The 17,628-nt window shown below is 71.1% G+C and carries 16 protein-coding genes; 3 read left to right on the top strand and 13 right to left on the bottom strand.

The features are described 5' to 3' along the window. Positions 1-9: 9 nt before the first annotated feature. Positions 10-1,110, bottom strand: a complete 1,101-nt coding sequence (locus tag ACZ7P3_RS31930; RefSeq protein WP_472086957.1) for an Rv3169 family protein — start codon at positions 1,108-1,110, stop codon at positions 10-12. A 343-nt stretch (positions 1,111-1,453) separates the two neighbouring features. Further along, positions 1,454-2,626 (bottom strand): acyl-CoA dehydrogenase, encoded by a 1,173-nt coding sequence (locus tag ACZ7P3_RS31935; RefSeq protein WP_472086958.1) that lies wholly within the window; start codon positions 2,624-2,626, stop codon positions 1,454-1,456. 332 nt (positions 2,627-2,958) lie between these two features. Between ACZ7P3_RS31935 and ACZ7P3_RS31940 the strand changes: the two genes are divergently transcribed. After that, the gene (locus tag ACZ7P3_RS31940) at positions 2,959-4,197 is read left to right on the top strand and encodes a glycoside hydrolase family 18 protein (RefSeq protein ID WP_472086960.1); all 1,239 of its coding nucleotides are present in this window, start codon (positions 2,959-2,961) and stop codon (positions 4,195-4,197) included. A 50-nt stretch (positions 4,198-4,247) separates the two neighbouring features. Here the strand turns inward: ACZ7P3_RS31940 and ACZ7P3_RS31945 are convergent, their stop codons facing one another. The 5 genes from ACZ7P3_RS31945 to ACZ7P3_RS31965 all read right to left on the bottom strand — a co-directional run bounded on the left by ACZ7P3_RS31945 (position 4,248) and on the right by ACZ7P3_RS31965 (position 9,396). Continuing rightward, positions 4,248-4,901 carry a TetR/AcrR family transcriptional regulator gene (locus tag ACZ7P3_RS31945; protein ID WP_472086961.1) on the bottom strand — a complete coding sequence of 218 codons (654 nt, stop codon included), beginning with the start codon at positions 4,899-4,901 and terminating at the stop codon, positions 4,248-4,250. Between the two features lie 120 nt (positions 4,902-5,021). Next, complete coding sequence (locus ACZ7P3_RS31950) at positions 5,022-5,162, bottom strand: SCO1431 family membrane protein (protein WP_472086963.1); 141 nt, start codon at positions 5,160-5,162, stop codon at positions 5,022-5,024. 107 nt (positions 5,163-5,269) lie between these two features. Beyond that, a complete protein-coding gene (locus tag ACZ7P3_RS31955; RefSeq protein WP_472086965.1) occupies positions 5,270-6,643 on the bottom strand; it encodes a peptidase C39 family protein in 1,374 nt (457 codons plus the stop codon). A 210-nt stretch (positions 6,644-6,853) separates the two neighbouring features. Beyond that, positions 6,854-8,395 carry an amino acid permease gene (locus tag ACZ7P3_RS31960; RefSeq protein ID WP_472086967.1) on the bottom strand — a complete coding sequence of 514 codons (1,542 nt, stop codon included), beginning with the start codon at positions 8,393-8,395 and terminating at the stop codon, positions 6,854-6,856. Positions 8,396-8,439: 44 nt separating this feature from the next. After that, positions 8,440-9,396: a hypothetical protein gene (locus ACZ7P3_RS31965; protein WP_472086969.1), complete on the bottom strand. Its 957-nt coding sequence runs from the start codon at positions 9,394-9,396 to the stop codon at positions 8,440-8,442. A 252-nt stretch (positions 9,397-9,648) separates the two neighbouring features. Between ACZ7P3_RS31965 and ACZ7P3_RS31970 the strand changes: the two genes are divergently transcribed. Both ACZ7P3_RS31970 and ACZ7P3_RS31975 read left to right on the top strand, forming a co-directional pair. After that, positions 9,649-10,269 carry a uridine kinase family protein gene (locus tag ACZ7P3_RS31970; RefSeq protein WP_472087219.1) on the top strand — a complete coding sequence of 207 codons (621 nt, stop codon included), beginning with the start codon at positions 9,649-9,651 and terminating at the stop codon, positions 10,267-10,269. A gap of 430 nt (positions 10,270-10,699) precedes the next feature. Then, a complete protein-coding gene (locus ACZ7P3_RS31975) occupies positions 10,700-12,568 on the top strand; it encodes an AAA family ATPase (protein WP_472086971.1) in 1,869 nt (622 codons plus the stop codon). Between the two features lie 202 nt (positions 12,569-12,770). On the opposite strand, the gene ACZ7P3_RS31980 is transcribed toward ACZ7P3_RS31975, so the two are convergent. From ACZ7P3_RS31980 to ribH, 6 genes are all read right to left on the bottom strand, one after another. Then, positions 12,771-13,856, bottom strand: coding sequence for a hemolysin family protein (locus tag ACZ7P3_RS31980; protein WP_472086973.1), 1,086 nt, complete (start codon positions 13,854-13,856; stop codon positions 12,771-12,773). Beyond that, positions 13,853-15,187, bottom strand: coding sequence for a hemolysin family protein (locus ACZ7P3_RS31985; protein ID WP_472086974.1), 1,335 nt, complete (start codon positions 15,185-15,187; stop codon positions 13,853-13,855). The genes ACZ7P3_RS31980 and ACZ7P3_RS31985 overlap by 4 nt, the downstream gene beginning before the upstream one ends. Positions 15,188-15,412: 225 nt before the next feature. Beyond that, entirely contained in the window at positions 15,413-15,877 is a 465-nt protein-coding gene (locus ACZ7P3_RS31990; protein ID WP_472086975.1) for a PH domain-containing protein, read from the bottom strand. A gap of 13 nt (positions 15,878-15,890) precedes the next feature. Then, the gene (hisG, locus tag ACZ7P3_RS31995) at positions 15,891-16,748 is read right to left on the bottom strand and encodes an ATP phosphoribosyltransferase (RefSeq protein WP_472086977.1); all 858 of its coding nucleotides are present in this window, start codon (positions 16,746-16,748) and stop codon (positions 15,891-15,893) included. A gap of 78 nt (positions 16,749-16,826) precedes the next feature. Beyond that, a complete protein-coding gene (locus ACZ7P3_RS32000; RefSeq protein ID WP_158919248.1) occupies positions 16,827-17,099 on the bottom strand; it encodes a phosphoribosyl-ATP diphosphatase in 273 nt (90 codons plus the stop codon). A gap of 34 nt (positions 17,100-17,133) precedes the next feature. Then, complete coding sequence (gene ribH / locus ACZ7P3_RS32005; protein ID WP_472086978.1) at positions 17,134-17,619, bottom strand: 6,7-dimethyl-8-ribityllumazine synthase; 486 nt, start codon at positions 17,617-17,619, stop codon at positions 17,134-17,136. Positions 17,620-17,628 lie beyond the last annotated feature (9 nt).

The following is a 17,628-nucleotide window of genomic DNA, read 5'->3' on the forward strand; positions in this document are numbered from 1 at the left end:
CGTCCTCCCTCAGGGCGCGACGGAATCGAAGCCGGTGAAGCCGCTCGGGTCGTGCCGGCCGAACGAGCCGTGCTCGAAGATGCCGTACCCGGTGTGTCCGTCGAGCCGGAAGCGGGCGGCGTGATCGGTGACGCCGTAGGCGGCGAGGGGGTGGGGCGACGCCATGTCGTAGGTGCGGCGGTCCACCCACCCCCGGCCCTGCCATGTGCCGTGCTGCCAGTCGTCGGCCGGCGGATAGCCCGCGCCGATCGCCAGCGGCGAGGAGGCCAGCATCTCCGCCTCCAGCTCCATGGGCTTGCGCGGATCGCCCAGGTGGATGACGGCGCGCTCCGGATGGCGGGTGCCGGAGCGGTAGGCGATCTCGGCCTGGGGCCAGCCCAGTTGGCGGTCGCGGTGGCCGGGGCGTACCAGCGTGGCGTCGTTCAGGGAGCGGTGGCCGTCGGCGTCCTCCTGGGTGATGACCATCAGGAAGCGGTCCTCGAAGCGGACCGGGCACCAGATCCAGTGGAAGCCCTCGGTCGGGTGCTCCGCGGCGAGCCGACCGCCGTCCTCGCCCGGCACCGGCCGCACGCCCCAGCTGCGGTCCCGGGTGCCGGTCCAGTCCTCCGGGGAGACGCCGAACTCTTCGCCGCCCGCCCGGATCACCCCCTGCGCCGTGCCCGCCTGGACGAAGCGGCGTCCCTCCAGGGTGAGTCTGCCGCCGCGGTGCTGGAGGTGGTGCGGCTCCCACAGCCCCGGGAAGGCGGCGGTCCACGTGAGGTCGTACGACAGCGGTTCGTCCTCGCAGACCAGACGCAGCTGCCGCAGCGGCTCCCGGACCTCGATGCGCAGCGGGCCGACCTCCAGCCGCATCCGGTCCTCGCCGAGCGCGTCGGAGGCACGGACGGCATGCAGGGTGTCGCCGGTGCGCAGGGTCGCGTAGGCGTCGATCACGCCCAGGTTGGGGTAGACCCCGAGGCCGAGGATGAGCAGGGCGCGACCGGAGTGGTCGAAGACGTGGAAGATGCAGCGGTCGTAGGCGTTGCGGTCCCCGGTCGCCACGTGCTTCATGGACAGCGGCACCTGGTGCACGGGGTACTCGTCGAGCGGTACGGGACGGTCGTCGGTCACGGACACCCCCCTGGAAGACAGTTCGCTGACGGTACGTCAGATACTGTGAGGAGGCCAGAGCGGGGACCGGACGCCCGTGAACTCACGCCCGATTCCGGGGGCGGGTGACCTGCCCGGCGCCTTCCGCGTTGTCCGGGTATGACCCCCACGTACTCCCCGGCCGGGCGTCTGCGCCGCATCTTCGTGCCCCGTCCCGCAGAATCGCTTCCGCCGCCCGTGCCGCAGGATCCGCCCATCTACCGCGACCTGATGCGCGCCTGGGCCGACGGGGGCCGCACCCTGCCGGGCCGCCACGATCCGGAGTGGATCAGGCTGGCGGCCCCGACGGTCCTCAGGGGACAGTTCAGCGCCCCTCCGGCCCTGCCACGTGACGGGCGATGACCATCCGCTGGATCTGGTTGGTGCCCTCGACGATCTGCAGGACCTTGGCCTCGCGCATATAGCGCTCGGCGGGGAAGTCGGCGGTGTAGCCGTAACCGCCGAGGATCTGCACGGCGTCCGTGGTGACCTTCATGGCCGTGTCGGTGCAGTGCAGCTTGGCCATGGCGGCCTGCTTCGCGAACGGCCTGCCCGCGTCCCTCAGCCGGGCGGCCGCGAGGTAGAGCGCCCGGCCGGCCTCGATCTGGGTCGCCATGTCGGCGATCATGAAGCGCAGGCCCTGGAAGTCGGCGATGGGGTGGCCGAACTGCCGGCGCTGGGTGGCGTACCCGACCGCCTCGTCCAGGGCCGCCTGGGCCAGGCCGATGGCGCAGGCGGCGATGCCCAGCCGCCCCGAGTCGAGCGCGGACAGGGCGATGGAGAAGCCCTGCCCCTCCTCGCCTATGCGGCGGTCGTCGGCGACGCGCACACCGTCGAAGTGGACCTGGGCGGTCGGGCTGCCCTTCATGCCCATCTTCCTCTCCGGCGCCGCGCTGCTCAGCCCCTCGGCGTCGCCCGGCACCAGGAAGGCGGTGATTCCGCGCGGGCCGTCCTCGCCGGTGCGGGCCATCACGGTGTAGAAGTCGGCGATCCCGCCGTGCGTGATCCAGGCCTTGGTGCCGGTGATCACCCAGTGGTCGCCGTCCCGGACGGCCTTCGTGCGCAGGGAGGCGGCATCCGATCCGGAGGACGGCTCGGACAGGCAGTAGGCGCCGAGCAGGCCGCCGCCGAGCATCGCGGGCAGGTGCTCGACCTGCTGCTGCTTGGTACCGAAGGCGGCGAGGGCGTAGGAGGCGAGGGTGTGCACGCTGACGCCGAGACCGACGGTGAGGCGGGCCGCGGCCAGCTCCTCCAGGACCTGGAGGTAGACCTCGTACGGCTGGTCGCCGCCGCCGTACTCGGAGCCGTACGGGAGGCCGAGCAGGCCCGCGTCGGACAGGAGGGTGAAGACCTCGCGCGGGAAGCGCCCGGCGTCCTCCTCCTCGGCCGCCTTCGGCGCGATCTCGCGCTCGGCGATGTCACGGACGAGTGCGAGCAGATCCCTCGCTTCTTCCGTGGGCAGTTGACGCTCCACCGGCTGCGGGTCGCGCTCGGACATGGCGTCGGTCTCCTCCCTGTCGGGCACCGGCGGTCCGGCCCTGTGGGTCGGGGCGGCTCCGCCTGATCGTTCCGTTCGGCCGAAGGCGTTCGCTCCCGGGTCTCGGAAGCTGCTGACCAGCGGCTCTGTGCGGTGAGTATGCCCGATCAGCGACCTCCCGTCACCAGTTAACGACCGCTTACTTCACGATGCGGCCGGAACTCTCCGTCCTCCCGAAATTGGTCCGAACCATTGACGCATTGGTCTAGTCCTCCTACTGTGCATGACCAACGCTTTACCGCGTTCATGCCAATCGGCGCGCGTTCCCCTCTCCCCCCACGAGGAGACACCGGATGCACACTCCCCACCGCCCCCGCGCCCGGTTCCGGGCGCTCCTCGCCGCAGCGTGTTCCGCCGCCCTGGGCGCCGGACTGCTGGCCGGCGCGGGCACCGCGACCGCCGCCGCCCCCGCGGCCCCGCAGGTCAAGGCCGGCTCGAAGGTCGTCGGCTACTTCACCGAATGGGGGACCTACGACCGCAAGTACTACGTCAAGAACATCGAGACCTCGGGCTCCGCGGCCAGGCTGACCCACATCAACTACGCCTTCGGCAACGTCACCGGCGGCAAGTGCGCCATGGGCGACTCCTACGCGGCCACCGACCGCGCCTACACCGCGGCCGAGTCCGTCGACGGCGTCGCCGACACCTGGGACCAGCCGCTGCGCGGCAACTTCAACCAGCTGCTGAAGCTGAAGAAGAAGCACCCGGGCCTGAAGGTCCTGTGGTCCTTCGGCGGCTGGACCTGGTCCGGCGGCTTCGGCGAGGCGGCGAAGAACCCGGCCGCCTTCGCCCAGTCCTGCTACGACCTGGTGAAGAACTCCAAGTGGGCGGGCGTCTTCGACGGCATCGACATCGACTGGGAGTACCCGAACGCCTGCGGCAACACCTGCGACACCAGCGGCCGGGAGGCGTTCAAGAACGTCATGGCCGCACTGCGGTCGAAGTTCGGCTCCGGGAACCTGGTCACCGCGGCGATCACCGCCGACGCCTCCGGCGGCGGCAAGATCGACGCGGCGGACTACGCGGGCGCGGCCCAGTACGTCGACTGGTACAACCCGATGACGTACGACTACTTCGGCGCCTGGGACGCGGCCGGTCCGACCGCCCCGCACTCCCCGCTGAACTCCTACTCCGGCATACCCAAGGCGGGCTTCAACAGCGCGGCGACCGTCGCCAAGCTCAAGGGCCTCGGCATTCCGGCCGCCAAGCTGCTGCTCGGCATCGGCTTCTACGGGCGCGGCTGGACCGGCGTCACGCAGGCGGCGCCGGGCGGCACGGCGACCGGCCCGGCGGCGGGCACGTACGAGCAGGGCATCGACGACTACAAGGTGCTCAAGACCAAGTGCCCGGCGACCGGCACGGTGGGCGGCACGGCCTACGCCAAGTGCGGCAGCAACTGGTGGAGTTACGACACCCCGGCGACCATCGCCACGAAGATGACCTACAAGAACCAGCAGGGCCTCGGCGGCACCTTCTTCTGGGAACTGAGCGGCGACACGGCGAACGGCGAGCTGATCAAGGCGATCAACTAGCCCCGTACAGGCCGAGGGAGCGGAGGACCACGAGCCTTCGCTCCCTCTCGTCAGCCGTCGCGGCGGGCCGGAGGCGGCGCCGGATAGGACGGGTCCAGTTCCGCGACGGCGCGCAGGGCTCCGCCGAGGGTCTTCACCAGCAGGTCGCGCATGGTGTCCCGGGAGAGTCCGGGGCGGTCGATCCAGTCGAGGGTGGCGCCCTCGACGCTGCACACCCAGGAGAGCAGACCCATGCGGGCCAGCGGAGCGATGTCGCTGCGGCCGTAGGCCCCTTCGGCGATGGTGGCGATGATCGCCTCGCGCACCCCGTCCCGGATGGCGTGCACCTCGGTGTCGAAGCCGACCCCGCCGCTGACGACGGTGCGATAGGCGGCCTGGTGGTTCTCGGCGAAGCGCAGATAGCTGTCGATGGTGCGGTGGACGCGGTCCACGGCGGGCAGTTCGAGGCCGCTCGCGGCGAAGGTGACCAGGTCGGCGACGGAGTCCTGGATGATCGCCAGGTAGTAGCCGCGCTTGGACTGGAAGTAGTAGTAGATGAGCCCCTTGGCGACATGTGCCTGCCGGGCGATGTCGTCCATGGACAGCGCGTCGTAGGACGTGTCGGCGAACAGCTTCCGCCCGATGGCGATGAGTTCGGCGCGACGCGCCACAGAACGCTCGGTGCCGCGCACCCGGGGACGGACGGCGGCACGCTGTTGACGCATATTCAATTTCGACCCTGGTCTAGGAGGTCGGCGGGACCTCCGCAGTATGTCAGAACAACTGGGACCGGTCGGGTGGAGCGTCGGCGCAGGGCCGGGTGCGCGGCCGGTTGCACGGCCGGGTCAGAGCAGCCCCAGCCGGGTCACGAGCATCGCGACCACCACGACGAGGACCCAGCCCAGGACGTGCTCCAGGATCTTGGGGCCGTCCTCCTGGGGGCCGCCGGTGCGGACGCGGGTGGCGGTGGCCGGGTGTGCGCTCATGGTTTCTCGCAGAGGTCGGACGTACGGAGTGGAATCCCCCCACCCTTTTGTCCACCTTGCCACCCGCGACGGCGTTTGCGGCGGAGACGTTGCTCACACAGGTCGGGTCAGCGCACCCCCACCGCCGCGAGCGCCTTGCGCTGGCGCGGGTTCGGGTGGGCCGGGAAGTAGAGGTAGCAGACCCCTCCGGTGCCGGAGACGACCTGGCCGGAGGCGTTGTACCGCTTGGTCCTGAGCCACACGTTCTCGAACTCCCGCCGCAGGTACACGCGCCGCACCGCCTGGTCGTCCGCCGAGGCCGGGTCGTTGGCGATCACGTCGCCGTCCGCGGTGAAGCCGATCACGGTCATCAGGTGGCCCGAGGTGCCGTACCCGGCGCCCGTCAGCTCGGTCTTGAGGAAGGACTGGGACGTTATGGCCGGGATGCCGGCCGCGATCAGCGTCTCCAGGTCGCCGAGCGAGGCCAGCCTCGTGACCACGCCCTGGAGGCCCTGGTAGGTGGCCGCGTAGGCGGCGTTGAACGGCCAGTTGCCGCAGCCCTCGTACTGGTAGTCGTAGGTGAAGCGGGCCGCGTGGTCGACCTGCGGGTCGGCGTAGGAGGGGTCGACCCAGGAGAGCTGCTCCGCGGTGAGCCGGCCGCCCCAGTACTCGACGATCATCTGCGAGGAGGTGGGGCTGCACCAGGCCTCGCCGCCGTTGTCGTACTCCGGGTACTGGCCCTTGTGGAGCTCCTGCGAGTACCGCGGGACGCTCAGCTCCTGGGCGAGGCCGGGGGCGGACGCCGGGACGGTGAAGCGGTCGGGGATGTCGGAGCCCATGGCGCCCAGCCGCCACACGGTGGGGGTGAGGCGGGTTCCCGGCCTGCGGTAGAGGGTCAGGCGCAGCCGGTACGAGGCCAGACGCAGTCCGGTGCTCGGGTCGTCGACGGCGAAGGTGTCGGTCCAGATGGTGCTCCTGCCGTCGCTCTGGCCGTCCACCGAGGTCCGCTTGATGTCCTGGTCCCCGGCCGCCCAGCGGCCCATGACGTACCAGGGCGTGCCGGTGCCGTCGGAGTAGGTGCCGCACAGCTCGACCTGGAGCCAGGTGCCGGCCGGGGTGTCGGCGTTCCAGGAGGCGACGACCTCGGTCGCGGGCACGTCGAGGTGGTGGACCGGGCCGGTCCAGGTGGCGTACTCCCAGGTGGCGGTGGTGCCGGTGTGCGGGTCGGTGTAGTCGCTGCGGCCCGCGGGGGCGCCGATCACGACGCCGGGGCGGTGGCCGGGGACGGCCCGCACGCCGTGCGCGGCGCCGTGGCGCCAGTCGCGGTACGCCGTCCAGGCGTGGTAGTCGACGGGGCGGACCGCGGCCCGGCCGGGGTCGTCGGTGTCGGCGGCGGGCGCCGGTGCGGTGGCGGCGGCCGCGGGGACGGCTCCTGAGGAGACCGCCGCGGCCACGGCGGCGGCGAGGACGGTTCTGCGGGACGGCTGTCGGGCTCTGCTCATGGGCGCGGTTACCCCCAGGTGTCCGGGTCGGGACTGGTCCGGTGCACGGTCGTGCGCCAACTATGGAGCAGGCGGCATGCCCCTGCCAGCACTTCCGCGGATGCCACGCCACGAATATTGGTCTGAGCCTCTGAAGGGGGAAGCCGCCGGCGCACGAAGGCCCCGGCGCGGGCACTGTGGCCTGCGCCGGGGCCGTGACGGCCGGTGCGGTCAGATGAGGTCCATCGCGGCGACCTCGTCGGGACGGCCGTAGCTGACCGGGCCCTGGAAGCTGCGGCGGGCGGTGGCGAACCACCAGACCGTGGCCACGAGCAGGACGGCGGCCAGCGCGATGGGCGCGTAGTTGAAGGAGTCGACGGTGATCGGCGAGGCCTGCGGCAGCATGAACAGGATGCTGCTGAGCACGATCCAGGTCACCGCGATCCAGCCGACCGGCTTGCTCCAGCGTCCCAGGTGCCAGGGGCCGGGCTCGAACTCGTCGCCGAGCCGCAGCCGCAGGAAGATCGGCACGGCGTAGGCGAGGAAGAGTCCGACCACGTTGACGCTGACGATGGCGGTGAACGCCGTGTGCGACCACCAGCCCGGCAGGACCAGGGCGAGCGAACAGACCACCGCGAGCCACACGGCCTTCACGGGCGTACGGGTGCGCGGCGAGACCGAGTGCCACAGGCGCGAGCCGGGCATGGCGCCGTCCCGGGAGAAGGCGAAGATCTGCCGGGTGTTGCTGGTGAGGTTGGCGAGACCGCAGAAGAGCATCGCGCCGATCACGATGAGCAGCATCGCCTTGGCGGTGCCGAGGCCGAGGCCGTCGATGAGAATCTGGACGGGCGGCGCGGAGGCACCGGCCACCGTGTCGTAGTCGCTAATGCTGTAGACCAATGCCAGCATCAGGATCAGGCCGGTGATCGCCGAATAGCCGACGGCACGGGTGATGCCCTTCGGGGCGTTGACCGTCGCACGGACGGTTTCCTCGGACATGTGGAAGCTGCCGTCGAACCCGGTGAAGGTCCAGCTGGTGACCAGCAGACCGAGCATGCCGCCGTAAAGCCCGCTCGTGAAGCCGGTGTTGTTCTCGAAATGCGTCACGAAGGACGCCGACTGATGATGATCAGGCATCACTATGAGTGTGGCCACGATCACCACGAGTCCGATCAGCAGCCACCACACGGAAATCCGGTTCAGCAGGGCGACCAGCTGGACGGTGTAGGTGTTGGCAAGGCCTTGCAGCACGATGACCAGAGCCGTGATCAGGACCGTCTGGTGCGCGGTGGGCCGGTACGAGGTCCACTGCAGGGCGATGAACGCCTGGATGAAGGTGGCGGCCGCGTAGCCGGTGGCCGCGGTGCCGCCGATCTGCCCCACGAAGTTCAGCCAGCCGGTGAACCACGACCAGGCGCCCTTGTGGCGCTTGGCGAGTTTTCCGGCCGAGAAATAAAGCGCACCGCTCGTCGGATACGCGGAGGCGACTTCCGCCATGGCGGCGGCGATGAAGAGCACCATGATGGAAACGCCGATCCAGCCGAACACGAGAATACGGGGGCCACCCGCGTTCATGCCGAATCCGAAGGACGAGAAAATACCCGAAAGAATATTGATGATGGTAAAGGAGATCGCGAAATTGTCGAACGCCTGGAAGCGGCGGGTGAGTTTCCGCGGATAACCCATCGCATGCAGCGTCGCGTCATCGTCGAGTACGACCGGGTCTTCTCCCCCGCGGGCTTTCGCCCGTGGAGCCGATATCCGTTCCGACACAGATCGACCTTTCTCTTGGTGGGGGGGCAGAGCATGTGCGGGGGTCAGGCGGGTCCCGGGACGGGCAGGCCGCAGGCGCGCCGGGCCCGGGAGAGCTGCTCGGCGGGGTCGCCGAAGGCACTCCAGGGCATGCGCGAGGCGTACGGGCCCATCGCCGCGAAGACCGCCCGGGCCTCGAACTCACGCTGGCCCATGACCAGCGCGTGCGCGAGGTAGGCCAGGTCGAGCACGGGGGTGAAGCGGTAGCCGGCCACCGTGGGCAGCCAGTTCTGGTAGATCGCCAGTGCGGTGGAGCGCCACTGGGGCTGTTCCCAGACGCGGTCGGCGAGCAGCTGGGTGGGGTTGTAGCTCTCCACCAGGGCCACCAGCGGCAGCAGCCTGAGGGCGGAGTCGGCGGGGGCCCGCTGACTGAGGAAGGCGGCCACGTCCCAGGCGGCGTTGACCGAGCCGCCGTGCCGCGTGAAGAAGCACGACAGGAAGCGGTGGTGACCTTCGCGGTGCCACGGGTCCAGGGACAGGACGTGCGCGAACAGCCGCCAGGGGCCGGGCGGCGCGGTGAGCAGGCCCTTCGGGGCGGGGTCGCGCAGCCGGTGCAGCCGGGCCATGGCGCGCTTCGCGACCCAGGGGGTGGGGTCGTCCGGGGCCATGGCGGCGGCCCGGTCGCAGGCGGCCAGCGCTATCCGCTCCAGTGCCTCGGCGCGCTCGTCGTGCGCATCGGCGGCGCGCACCGCGCGCTGCACCGCCACCCGGGCCCACATCAGCGCCGCCTCGGGCGTGGGCTCCTCGGCCAGCCAGCGCTCGACCAGGTCCGTGCCGGCCGCCTCCGAGGCCAGCACGAGCGAGCGGTGGGCGCGCAGGGCGAAGTCGGAACGGGTCTCGGCCAGGGCTTCGTACGCGCTCAGATAACGCCCGGCGCGCACATCGACGCATACGCCCGCCAGGACACGGTCGTCGGCCGCCGGATGCCATACGTAGTGCCCTTCGAATAACTCCGCGGCCATGTTCCCCTGTCCGTCCCCGTTCGGCGCATCGCAGTTGCGCAGGAGGCACCTTACTCAGCAGTCGGCGTGCCGGGAACGCCGAGCTTCACATATCGGTCAGCTGATTTCATAAGTTAATCTGTTTGATTGACCGGCGGTCAGCCAGTGGTTCAAGAAGCGACGTTTCCCCGCCCCGCCGGGTCCGTCAGTATGGGCCACTATTAGACTGTTTCCGGAAAACACCCCACACCGCACCACACCCCGGGAACCGCCATTCACGACCTCGCCGCCCGGCTGCGCGGGCTTCCCCCCTCCCTGGGACCGGTCCGGCTCATCGGTGTCGACGGACACGCCGGCTCCGGAAAGTCCACCTTCGCCGGACGCCTGGCGGCCGCGCTGGACGGGGCGCCGGTGCTGCACCTCGACGACATCGCCAGCCACGAGCAGCTCTTCGACTGGACGGAGCGGCTCCTGGCCCAGGTGATCGGGCCGCTCTCCCGCGGCGAGACCGCGCACTACACCCCTTACGACTGGCGCACCCGCGCGTTCGGCGCACCGTGCCCGTTGCCGGCGGCACCCGTGGTCGTGATCGAAGGGGTCGGCGCCGGACGCCGGGCGCTGCGCCCGCATCTGGCGCGGCTGCTGTGGATGGAGCTGCCCCACGAGGAGTCCTGGGCGCGCGGGCGCCGGCGGGACGGTGCGGAGCAGCGGGAGTTCTGGGCCGGATGGGTCGCGGCGGAGCACGCGCACTTCGCCGCCGACCCTTCGCGCCCCCATGCCGATCTCCTGGTGCTCCAGACACCGGAGGGGTACGAGGTGCTGCCGGGGCCCGCGAAAACCGTTGGACCGGACCAGGATGTCACCCACGGTGATGGTCCGTCCGCTGTGTGCTGAACGTGTGAAGACCCTTGCGGGGGAACTTCTTTGAGAGCCTCGAGGCCGCTTGACCCGGGGGCCGTACAGGACTTACGTTCTCAATGTGCGGCCATTCGGAGCCGCCCGCAGACGCGAAGCCCCCGGTTGTTCCCCCGTGATCGGGGGCTTCGTTCTGCCCTCAGCCCGTTTTCCGGGCGCCCCGCGCACCGATTCGCTCACCCTCGGTCACCGTTCGGTGTGCGCCCCGTCTGCTCCCACCTCGTCAAACGGCCCGTGCGGCACCCTTCGGTGCGCGGTCGTCCCACGGGTACGATGCCCTCGGTGCGACCTTCGAGCGGCTGCCTCGCGCACCTGCAACTCCGGTCCGCGGCACGGCGGTTCGGCCGCGGCGGCCGTCGGGCGCCTGCCCGGCGGTGAACCGACGGGGGCACGGTCTGTGGGGGACGTGATGGACTTCGGCACGCAGGGCCCCGAGGCCCCGGCCGACCTCGCCTGGCTGCGAGGTGTGGACGCCTACACGATGGGTGCCTATCCGCAGGCGGAGGAGGAGTTCCGCGCCGCGGTACGGATGGATCCGGGCATGGCGGACGGCTGGTTGGGGCTGCACGCGCTGCGGGTCGACACCACGACCGCGCTGCTGCGGATGTTCCGGCACCGCGAGCGCTTCGGGGAGCAGCGCGCCCGCCACCGCCGGACCCTCAACTCCTGGTACTGGCTCGGCTGGTGGGTGCAGCCGGTCCTTGAGACCCCGCGCGATCTGCTGCTCGCCCACGCCTCCCACTGGCTGGACGGCCGGCACGTCCCGGAGCTGGACCGGGCCCTGGCCGGGCTGCCCCCGGTGGACACCGACCCGCAGGTGCGCTTCCTGCACGCCTGCCGCGCCTATCTGGTCAAGGACTGGGACCAGCTGGTCCGGCACACCGATCCGCTGCTGGACGATGCCATGCTCGGCATCGAGGCCGGTCTCTTCGGCGGCATGGCCCGGGTGCGGCTGGAGATGTACGGGCAGGCCGAGCCGCTGCTGTCGGCGGCCCTGATGCGCTGCCGCAGCGAGCAGCCGCAGCGCAAGGAGCTGCGGTACTGGCTGGCGCGGGCGCACGAGGGCACGGGGCGCAGCGCCGCCGCGCTGCCGCTGTACCGGGCCGTGCACCGGGTGGATCCCGCCTTCATGGACACCTCGGCCCGGCTCGCCGCGATCGCCGAGGGCGACGGGTACGACGATCCGGCCGATCTCGCGGCGATCACTCTGACGGGTGCCGGGCAGGACACGGTGGACGGGCCGGACACGCTCGATCCGTTCTTCGGCACGGAGGGGCGGGACCTGCGGCTGCCGGAGCCCGACCTGCCGACCGGGCCGCTCCCGTCGGTCTCCGATCCGGCCGTGCGGGTGAAGAGCGGTGTGCCGTCGCCGTCCTCGCCCCTGCCGGCGGGCCCGACCGACCCCGGGCTGCTCGAGGAGGCGCTCGCCGAGCTGGAGCGCATGGTGGGGCTGGAACCGGTCAAACGCCAGGTCAAGGCGTTGTCCGCGCAGCTGAACATGGCCCGGCTGCGGGCGGGGCAGGGCCTGCCCGTGCAGCCGCCGAAGCGGCACTTCGTCTTCTCCGGTCCCTCGGGCACCGGGAAGACCACGGTCGCGCGGATCCTGGGCCGGGTCTTCTACGCACTGGGGCTGCTCGGCGGCGACCACCTGGTGGAGGCGCAGCGGGCCGATCTGGTCGGCGAGTACCTGGGGCAGACGGCCGTGAAGGCCAACGAGCTGATCGACTCCGCGATCGGCGGGGTGCTGTTCGTGGACGAGGCGTACTCGCTGTCCAACTCCGGCTACGGCAAGGGGGACGCGTACGGCGACGAGGCACTGCAGGTGCTGCTGAAGCGGGCCGAGGACAACCGGGACCATCTGGTGGTGATCCTGGCCGGCTATCCCGAGGGCATGGACCGGCTGCTCGCCGCGAACCCCGGGCTCTCCTCCCGGTTCACCACGCGGGTGGACTTCCCCTCCTACCGGCCGCTGGAGCTCACCGAGATCGGCAAGGTGCTGGCGGCGGAGAACAGGGACCTGTGGGACGAGGAGGCGCTGGAGGAACTGCGGTCCATCGCCGGGCACGTGGTGGACCAGGGGTGGATCGACGAGCTGGGGAACGGGCGGTTCCTGCGGACGCTGTACGAGAAGAGCTGCGCGTACCGGGATCTGCGCCTGTCGGCGTATCCGGGCGCGCTGTCCCGGCAGGACCTGGCCACGCTGCGGCTGCCGGACCTGATGCAGGCGTACGGGGAGGTGCTGTCGGGGCGGGGGCCGCAGGATCCGTCGGCCATGTAGGCACCGGGCGCCCGACAGGGGCGTGCGGAGCACCCGACAGGGGCGTGCGGAGCGCCCGGCAGGGGCGCGGGGAACCGCACGACCAGTCCCCCCACGCACCCTCAGCCCACCGGACGGCCCCGCGGCTCCCGAAGCTTCCGGGGCTCCCGCAGCTTCCGGGGCTCCCATGGCCCCCACGGCCCCCACGGCCGGGATTCGGCCGCTACGTGGCCAGCGCCCCCTCCGGTTCTCCGCTCGCCCTCGGCTCCGACACCTTCGGTTCCGGGGTCTCCCGGTGCGCCGGGTCCCGTACCTCGCCGACCAGGAGTTCCAGTACGTCCTCCAGGGCGACCAGGCCCAGTACCCTGCCGTTCGGGTCGGCGACCTGGGCCAGGTGGGTGGCCGCCCGGCGCATGACCGTCAGGGCGTCGTCCAGCGGGAGTTCCGCGCGAAGGGTCGTCATCGGACGCCAGACGCGCTGGGGGACGGCGCGGTCGGAGTCCTCCAGGTCCAGTACGTCCTTGACGTGGACGTACCCCATGAAGGCGCCCGTCCCGGCCGCCACCGGGAAGCGGGAGTAGCCCGTACGGGCCGTCAGCCGCACGATCTCCCCCGGTGTGACCGCCGGGGGCACCGTCACCAGGGACTCGCGCGGCAGCAGGACGTCCGTCACCGGGCGCGAGCCCAGCTCCAGCGCGTCCTCCAGCCGCTCCTGCTCCTCCGGGTCGAGAAGGCCCGCCTGGCCGGAGTCCTCCAGCAGCCGGTTCAGCTGCTCGCTGGTGACGACGGCCTCGACCTCGTCCTTGGGCTCGACGCGGAAGAGCCGCAGGATGCCCTGGGCGCAGGCGCCGAGAGCCACGGTGATCGGCCTGCACAGCCGGGCGAAGTACACCAGGCCGGGGCTGAGCCACAGCGCCGCCTTCTCGGGGGCCGCCATCGCGAGGTTCTTCGGGACCATCTCGCCGATCACCAGGTGGAAGAAGACCACTCCGGCGAGTGCGATCACATAGCCCAGCGGGTGGATCACGCCGTCCGGGAGGTGGATGGCCTCGAACACCGGCTCCAGCAGATGGGCCACGGTCGGCTCGGCCACCGCGCCGAGCGTCAGGGAGCAGACGGTGATGCCGAACTGCGCCGCCGCCATCATCTGGGGCAGCCGCTCCAGGCCGTAGAGCACCTGGCGGGCCCGGGCGGTGCCGAGCGGTTCGATCTGGCTGCGGCGGACGGAGACGAGCGCGAACTCGGCGCCGACGAAGAAGCCGTTGGCGAGCACGAGCAGCGCGGCGAAGACCAGCTGGAGGACGCTCATCGGACGGCCTCCATGACGTTCGCCGCCGGGGCCGTCCTGACCAGGCGGACCCGTTCGGCGCGGTAGTGGCCGACCTGGCGGACGGAAACCCGCCAGCCGGGCAGTTCGGCCCGGTCACCGGGGGCCGGGATACGGCCGAGCAGGTCGGCGACCAGGCCGGCGACGGTCTCGTAGGGTCCCTCGGGCACGTCGAGGCCTATGCGCTGCAGGATGTCGACGCGGCAGCTGCCGTCCACGTCCCAGGCGGGTCTGCCGTCCTCGGGCGGGGCGGCGGCCAGCTCGGGCACGTCCTGGCCGTCGTGCTCGTCACGGACCTCGCCGACGAGTTCCTCGACGATGTCCTCCAGCGTGACCACACCGGCCGTGCCGCCGTACTCGTCGACGACGACCGCGATGGGCTGCTCGCTGCGCAGCCGGGCGAGAAGGGGCTGGACCGGCAGGGTCTCGGGCACCAGCAGCGCCTTGCGGGCGATGCGGCCGACCGGGGTGCGCAACCGGTCGTACGCGGGGATCGCCAGCGCGTCCTTGAGATGGGCCATGCCGACGATCTCGTCGATCTTCTCCCGGTAGACCGGGAAGCGGGACAGTCCGGTGGCCCGGGTGAGGTTGACCACGTCCTCGGCGGTCGCCGAGTCCTGCAGGGCGCTGACCTTCACGCGCGGGGTCATGACGTGCTGCGCGGTCAGATCGCCGAGGGACAGGGTGCGCACGAACAGGTCGGCCGTGTCCTGCTCCAGGGCGCCGGCCCGGGCCGAGTGCCGGGCGAGGGAGACCAGCTCCCCCGGGGTGCGCGCGGAGGCCAGCTCCTCGGCGGGCTCGACGCCGAGCGCACGGACCAGCCGGTTGGCGACCGTGTTGAGCGCGGCGATCACCGGGCGGAACAGGCGGGAGAAGTGGTGCTGCGGGCCGGCCACGAACCGGGCGACCTGCAGGGGCTTGGACACCGCCCAGTTCTTGGGCACGAGCTCGCCGACCACCATCTGGACCGCGGAGGCGAGCAGCATGCCGATGACGACGGCGACACCGGAGGCGGCGCCGTCCGGGATGCCGAGCGCGCCGAAGGGGCCGCGCAGCAGCTCGGCGAGTGCCGGTTCGGCGAGCATGCCGACGACGAGGGAGGTGATGGTGATGCCGAGCTGGGTGCCGGAGAGCTGGAAGGAGAGCTCCTTCAGCGACTCGACGACCGTGCCGGCGCGCTTGTCGCCTTCCGCGGCGGCCTTCTCGGCCTCCGGGCGCTCGACCGTCACCAGGCCGAATTCCGCCGCGACGAAGAATCCGTTGGCGAGAATCAGCAGGAACGCGGCTCCGAGGAGCAGCAGGGGGAGAGTCATGGTGCCACCGCCTCCGCAGGGACGCGGAGGGGGTCCGCGCTCTGTCGGGAGGGGGTGGCGCAGGTACTACAGGACGATCCGTCCATCGCCGGAGGGAGTCACTCCTCGGGTAGCAGGAGCCCCTGTGCACCGGGCGGAGCGCAGGGGCGGAGGCGCGAGGAAACGCGCCTCCGTCACCAGATTAATCAAGACAGGGGCCGCTGTGGCAGGGTGGACGGCCCTGAGTCAGCCCTGATCTTCCGTGGCGTGGGTCGCCGCGCGGGCCTCGGCGAGCGCCCGGAGGGCCTGTGCGTCGGCGATGGCGCGCTGCTTGGCGATGCCCGGCTGGATGCCGAGCGCGGGCAGGCTGGTGCCGTCGCTGAGGTTCAGAAACACCCAGGGGTCGCCCGGACGGAGGTTCACCTGGAGGATCTCCTCCCAGGCCAGACGCCGTCTGCTGGCGATGTTGACCACGGTGACGCCGGAGTCGTCGGCGACGACCTTCACCCGGGCGAGCTGGGCGAGCACCCAGAACAGGAGCGCCCCGGTGATGATGAAGCTGAGCCGCTCCCCCGGTCCGAGCTGCTCCAGGAGCATCGCGATCCCTGAGATCACCAGGAAGATCGCGGCACCGGCTGTGAGCAGGATCGCGCGGGTGCGGCCCGGCCTGAACGTGACGGGAAGGCCGGGCAGGCGGGTCTGGTCGGACATGGCTGTACGGCCCTCAGAGGCGGCAGGCGTGGATCGCCGTGGTCAGGATGGCCCGGGCGCCGATCTCGTACAGGTCGTCCATGATCCGCTGCGCCTCCTTGGCGGGGACCATGGCACGGACGGCGACCCAGCCCTCGTTGTGCAGCGGGGAGACGGTCGGCGACTCCAGGCCCGGGGTCAGTGCGACGGCCTTCTCCAGCTGCTCGACCCGGCAGTCGTAGTCCATCATCACGTACGTCCGCGCGACCAGGACGCCCTGGAGGCGGCGCAGGAACTGCTGGACCTTCGGCTCCGCGGTGTCGTCGGCGGCGGCGCCGGTGCGGCGGATGACGACGGCCTCGGACTTCATGATCGGCTCGCCGAAGACCTCCAGGCCCGCGTTGCGCAGCGAGGTGCCGGTCTCGACCACGTCGGCGATGACCTCGGCGACGCCCAGCTCGATCGCGGTCTCCACCGCGCCGTCGAGGTGGACGACGGAGGCGTCGATGCCGTTGTCGGCGAGGTATCCGGCGACGATGCCCTCGTAGGAGGTGGCGACCGTCCTGCCCTTCAGGTCCGCGAGGGAGTCCGCGGTGCCCGGCTTGGCGGCGAAGCGGAAGGTGGAACGGGCGAAGCCGAGCGGCAGGATCTCCTCGGCGTCGGCTCCGGAGTCGACCAGGAGGTCGCGGCCGGTGACGCCGATGTCGAGCCGGCCGGAGGAGACGTAGATGGCGATGTCACGGGGCCGGAGGTAGAAGAACTCGACCTCGTTCACCGGGTCCACGATCCGCAGCTCTTTGGACTCGCGCCGCTGCTGGTAGCCGGCCTCATGGAGCATCTCCGCCGCAGGGCCGGACAGGGAACCCTTGTTGGGGACGGCGATGCGCAGCATGAGGTCGGCTTCCTTTGCGTGGAGTGCGAGCGGGGTGTCGGTGCGGGATCGGGTTCTACGGGTGGGCGTGGACGTCTTCTACAGATGGGCGTAGACGTCGTCCAGCGAGATTCCGCGGGCGACCATCATCACCTGGACGTGGTAGAGGAGCTGCGAGATCTCCTCGGCGGCCGCCTCCTTGCCCTCGTACTCGGCGGCCATCCAGACCTCGGCGGCCTCCTCGACGACCTTCTTGCCGATGGCATGGACACCCTTGCCGACCAGCTCTGCGGTGCGGGAGGTGGCGGGATCGCCGTTGGCTGCCTTGTGCTGCAGCTCGGTGAAGAGCTGCTCGAACGTCTTCTTGGACATGGTGGGCCCCACCCTACGCGCTCCGGGTGGTACCTCAGTGCCAGGGTTCAGATACTGAGCGGAGCGTGGCCGCCGTCGCCACGGCGGCCGTCACGGCCTCGTGTCCCTTGTCCTCGTTGGAACCCTCCAGACCGGCCCGGTCCAGGGCCTGCTCCTCGGTGTCACAGGTGAGGACGCCGAAGCCGACGGGCACGCCGGTCTCCACGGAGACCTGGGTGAGGCCGAGCGTGACGCCCTGGCACACGTAGTCGAAATGGGGGGTGCCGCCGCGGATGACGACGCCGAGGGCGACCACCGCGTCGTAGCCACGGCCGGCGAGGACCTTGGCGGCGACGGGCAGCTCGAAGCTGCCGGGGACCCGGATGAGGGTCGGCTCGTCAATCCCCAGGTCGCGCAGGGCGCGCAGGGCGCCGTTGACCAGACCGTCCATCACCTGCTCGTGCCACTGCGCCGCGATGACGGCGACCCTGAGGTCGCTCACGTTGCGTACGGACAGTTCCGGTGCACCCTTGCCGCTCACGTCTCTCCT

It is taken from the genome of Streptomyces sp. NPDC107581, from assembly GCF_055657175.1.